The organism is Chrysiogenia bacterium, from assembly GCA_020434085.1.
Lineage (GTDB): Bacteria > JAGRBM01 > JAGRBM01 > JAGRBM01 > JAGRBM01 > JAGRBM01.
Map to the genome: position 1 here is coordinate 1 of JAGRBM010000332.1, position 5,002 is coordinate 5,002.

The 5,002-nt window shown below is 62.9% G+C and carries 4 protein-coding genes; 2 read left to right on the forward strand and 2 right to left on the reverse strand.

What is annotated here, in order from left to right; translation table 11 throughout:
- On the reverse strand, positions 1-2,200 hold a 2,200-nt coding region (locus KDH09_11440), incomplete at its 3' end, for a Gldg family protein (protein MCB0220301.1).
- The gene (locus KDH09_11445; protein ID MCB0220302.1) at positions 2,197-3,234 is read right to left on the reverse strand and encodes an ATP-binding cassette domain-containing protein; all 1,038 of its coding nucleotides are present in this window, start codon (positions 3,232-3,234) and stop codon (positions 2,197-2,199) included. The genes KDH09_11445 and KDH09_11440, both read right to left, overlap by 4 nt.
- 290 nt (positions 3,235-3,524) lie before the next feature.
- Between KDH09_11445 and KDH09_11450 the strand changes: the two genes are divergently transcribed.
- Both KDH09_11450 and KDH09_11455 read left to right on the forward strand, forming a co-directional pair.
- Positions 3,525-4,628 (forward strand): hypothetical protein, encoded by a 1,104-nt coding sequence (locus tag KDH09_11450; protein ID MCB0220303.1) that lies wholly within the window; start codon positions 3,525-3,527, stop codon positions 4,626-4,628.
- Positions 4,629-4,646: 18 nt separating this feature from the next.
- Positions 4,647-5,002 (forward strand): exodeoxyribonuclease VII large subunit (locus tag KDH09_11455; protein ID MCB0220304.1); only part of this gene is annotated, 356 nt, incomplete at its 3' end.

Consider the following 5,002-nt stretch of genomic DNA (forward strand, 5'->3'; position numbering starts at 1 on the left):
AGAGCCAGGAAATGGAATTCAGGAAGAAGTCGCTGTTGAAGGAGCCGGTGTAGATGAACTGGTTGTTGGCAAAGTCGGAGTCGCCGATGACCAGCAGGCGGCCGGGTTTCTTCTCCGCGGGAGCATCCCCCTCTCCGGCTTCTGCGGGCTCCGGAGAAGAGATTTCCACTGCGATTGCGAGCGCCTGGGGGCCTTCGTGGTCCCTGCCCTCGACGAACTCGGGGGATTCTTCACTGGCCAGATCCACCTCGCCCCACACGTCCTCGCGAGTGTTCAGGACGACCTGGGTCTTCATGCCCTCAGGCGCGGGTTCAACCCGGTTGAGCGTGCGCGCGCCGGGGAATACGAGCTGTCCGGGCAGGTCGCGCACGATCTGGTGCGGAAGGAACGGCGGCGTCGCCAGGGTTGTCAGGTAGTTGCTTCCCAGCAGGGCGGCGGCCACGTCGACGACGACGTCGTCACGCACCTCCACGCCGTAACCGGCAAGCCAGTCGGTGAGCCCCGCCGAGGGGGTGGGATCGACCATCACGATGGCCTGCCCGCCGGAGCGCAGCCATTGATCGACCTTCTTGAGTTCGCCGGGCAGGGGATCGCGCTGGGGACCGGCGATGATCAGCACCGTGCAGGGCGCAAGGCCCTCGTCACCGAGCTGATCTACCGAGCGGATCTCATAGCCCTGGCCCTCAACCGACTTGCGGGCGAAGTCATAACCGGCGACTTCCTCGCTCATCACGTCTTTTTCGCCGTGGCCGCTCATAAAACAAACGCTGCGGCGCTCGTCGCGGCTGATCTTGATGAGCGCGGCGGTGATGTCTTCCTCGCTCTGGGAGTTGATCCGCGTGCGCTGCTGGTTCTCCCCTTCACCGCGGGTGAAGACCAGCGTGTTGTAGAGGTCGACCTTGTAGTCGCGCGCTTCGATCGGGTTCTTGTCGGGATCGATGAAGCGCACTTTGAGGTTTTCGTTCTCGGCCTCATAGAGGCGCAGCACGTCGCGAAGCTGCGCCCGGGTGGGCTCGGTATCGCGCATGAAGACGGCGATTTCCGTCGGTTCATCGAGGCCCTGGACGATCTTCACGCTCTGGGGCGCCAGCGTATAGAGACCTACATCCGTAAGATCCCATTTCACGTTGCGGCGATTGGCCATCCAGTTGGCGCCGCCGATGATGCCCACGACAACGATGACCTGCACCGACGCCAGCGAGGCGAACACGAATGAGCGCGTCTTGACTGCATGGACCATGCGCTCCCATTCGAGCGCGAAGTAGGCGGCGATGAGCGCAGCGCCGCCAATCCACAGACCCTTCTGCCAGCTCTGGGGTTCGAGCTCCGTGGCCGGGATGATGCTCTGGACCGCAAAGAAGACGACGATGAGCACCATGCCGATCGCGGCGAGAATCCAGCGCGAGCTGGGCGCATCCTGCGCGCTCTGGGAGCGCGACTGCCCGACAACCAGATACTCATGGGCCAGGAACAGGAAGAGCACCATGAAGCTGGCGATGTAGACCACGTCGCGCAGCTCGATCAGGCCCTTGGTGAGCTGATCGAAGTGATCCTGGTAGGCCATGTATTCGAGCACGGCGCGAAGCGTCTCGTTCTCGACCGAGCTGGCCATGAACGGCAGGATCATCAGGACAAGCAGGCCCACGAAGCTCACCACAGCGGCGATGATCTGGTCATCGGTCAGCGCCGAGGCAAACAGGCCAAGCGCGATGAAGCAGCCGCCGAGCCCCAGCAGCGAGAGGTAGGACGCAACCAGCGGGCCCATGTCCAGCGGCGCGATCTTGCCCGCGAAATACGGCACGTAGAGCGTGAGCCCCAGGGACACCACCACCACCATCAAGGCGGCGGCAAACTTGCCGAGCAGCACAGAAGCGGTAGAGACCGGCGAGGTGAAGAGCAGCTCGTCGGTCTTGGCCTTCTTCTCTGCCGCGATGAGCCGCATGGTGAGCAGCGGCATCAGGAACAGGAAAAAAGTCACCATGAACTGGATGACCGAGATGCGGAAGAACTCGTTGATGTCGCTGGGACCGCCCGCAAAGGGGTTCTGCTGCGACATGAGATACTCGCGGGCATAGAGCTCCACGGTCTCGGAATAGAAGAAGCCCACGAGCGCCAGAAACGACGCGATGAATACGTAAGCCGAGGGCGAGAACAGGTAGGTGCGAACCTCTTTCTTGAAGACTGCAAGGAAGCCTCTCATGACGCACCTCCTTCCTCTTCGGCCGGCTCATCGGTGGCGGGGCTCTCCTCTTGTTGCGCAGGCGCAGCGGGCCGAGTTTCAGCCGCGCTCGACCCACCGCCAGACTGAGTCAACTGGAGGAACACCTCTTCGAGGCGCGTGCCCTCATCGCGCATCTCCAGCAGGCCCCAGCCCTTCTCGACCACAAGGGAAGAGACTTTTTCGCGAATCTCGGGGGCTGCGCCCACATGAACACTGAAATGATGGCCATCGCCGGGGGCGACGCCCTCGGCCGAGAGCACGCCGTCGATCTTCGCCACTTCGGCCTTGAAGGCAGCCTCTTCGGCGGGCGGACGCGCAATGCGGATGCGAAGCCGCCCGGCCGCGCCGGCCTTCTCCGAGAGCGATTCGGGGCTGTCCACGGCGACGATGCGGCCCTTGTTGATGATGGCCACCTTGTCGCAGAGCGCCTCGACTTCCTGGAGGATGTGGGTCGAGAGGATTACGGTCTTGTCGGCGGCGACCTCGCGGATCAGGGCGCGCACTTCCTGAATCTGTTTGGGATCGAGCCCCGAGGTGGGCTCGTCGAGCACCACGACCTTGGGGTCGTGGATGAGCGCCTGGGCAAGGCCCACTCTCTGGCGAAAGCCTTTGGAGAGATTGGCGATCAGGCGGCGTCGCACGGAGGAAAGACCGCAGCGATCTGCTGCGCGGCCGACGGCAGCCTTGCGCTCGCGCGCCGGGACGCCTTTGAGATCCGCAACGTAGGAGAGATATTCGTCTACCAGAAGTTCAGTGTAGAGCGGCGGCTGCTCGGGCAGGTAGCCCACGCGCCGCTTCACTTCCATCGGGTGTTCGAGCACGTCGAACCCGTCGATGCTGGCTGTGCCCGCGCTGGGGGGCAGATAGCCGGTCAGGATGCGCATGGTCGTGGACTTGCCGGCCCCGTTGGGTCCGAGAAAGCCCATGATTTCCCCGTTTTCGACGCGAAAGGTGACATCCTGAATGGCCAGATGCTCACCAAAGCGTTTGGTCAGTCCTGCTGCCTCGATCATCTGACTACCTCTGGCACTCGCACCGGGCGAGTGATGTGCCGACACCTGTGTTGTGGGGCCGTAAGTTACTCCCCGAAGGTTAAAGATCAAGGCATGGAGCATTAAGGTCCGTTAACCTTTTGCGACGGGAAAATCCCCGTGATTCCCGCTATCTGCGGGTTCTGCGGGCTTGGCGAAAAGGACCACGCTACCTATACTCGCCCCTGCGCTTGAAGGTGGGGGACGGGCAAGCGGCGCGAAGCGCCCGGGGCCTGTCATTTCTGCACGCACTCAAAGGGGAAGCGCGCGCTTTGCCATCCATTGGAACACTACTTGTCGACGCCAATGCCATCACCCAGAAGCATCTGGATGAGGCCCTGCAGTGCCAAGTGCTCTTTGGCGGCTCCATCGGAACCAACCTGATGGAACTGGGCTACGTCTCCGAGGCGACGCTCAGCAGGCTGCTGGCCGAGCAGCTCAAGGTGGGTGTTCCCGACCTGGAGGCGCTCGAGTCAATTCCCGGTGATGTCATCAAGGCGATCCCTGCCCCGCTGGCAGAAGAACTCTGCGCCGTGCCGATCAGCCGCGAGGGCGGCAAATTGCGCGTGGCCATGCCCGATCCGCGTGATAACAGGGCCCTGAAGACTCTTTCTGAGACGACTTCGAGCGAAGTAGAACCCGTCATCGTCGTCGAAGCGCGGCTGGCCTATCTGCTTGAGAAATATTACGGCATCCGCCGCGAGCAGCGCTACGTCAACCTCATCCGCAACCTGGTGACGTCAAAAACGCAGGTGGCACAGCCCGAAGACGTGCGCGCCGCCGAGGCCGCTGCCGATGTGTGGGTCTCCAACGAAGATGCCGGCGCAACCGGGCACTTCGATCGCATCCAGGCCGAGGCCAGCGAGAAGCCCCGCATCAAGGTGCGCAAGCTCACCCGCGAAGAGCTCAAGGAAATGCTCGCAACCGCCAAGAGTCGCGACGACGTGGCGCAGGTGGTCCTTTCCTACGCGCAGAATTTCTTCCGTCGCTCCTGCCTGCTGGTGGTCAAGCGCGAGATCGCCTACGGCTGGGCCGGGTACGGGCCGCACGTGAGCTCTTCGTCGGTTCGCGGCGTCATGGTCCCGCTCTCCCAACAGTCGGTCTTCAAGACCGTGCACGAGACGCGCGCTCCCTATGTCGGACCCATGGCCGATACCACGGTGAATCACCGTTTCCTTTCGGCACTTGGCGACGAGACGCCCCAGACGGTCATGGCCATTCCCATCGCCTACGGCGAGACGCTCATCGCCATCCTCTACGGCGACAACGGCGCGGGAAAGGGCGTTCCGCCCAGCCACGTGGCCGAACTCCAGTTCCTCTCGGCCGAAGTCGCACGCGCCTTTCAGAGTCTCATCGAGCGCCTTCGCGCGCGCTAGGGCGCAATCTCTTCTCCCATGCTCAATCGCTACCAGCCCACCAAGGTCTATACGATCAGCCAGCTCACGCGCGAGATTCGCGGCTCGCTTGAACGCGGTTTCGGCAACATTTGGGTGGGCGGCGAGATCTCCAACTACCGGACCCCATCAAGCGGGCACTGGTATTTCACCCTCAAGGACGAGAAATCCCAGCTCACCACGGTGATGTTCCGGGGCTCGAACCAGTATCTGAAGTTCCGCCCCGAAGACGGCATGGAAGTGATCGTCCGCGGCCGGCTCACTGTTTACGAGCCGCGCGGCCAGTACCAGCTCATTGCCGAGCACATGGAGCCCAAGGGCGTGGGCGCGCTGCAACTGGCCTTCGAGCAACTGCG

Coding starts and splice junctions, on each gene's coding strand:
- KDH09_11445 (MCB0220302.1), bottom strand. CDS start 3,234: ATGATCGAGGCAGCAGGACTGACCAAACGCTTTGGTGAGCATCTGGCC.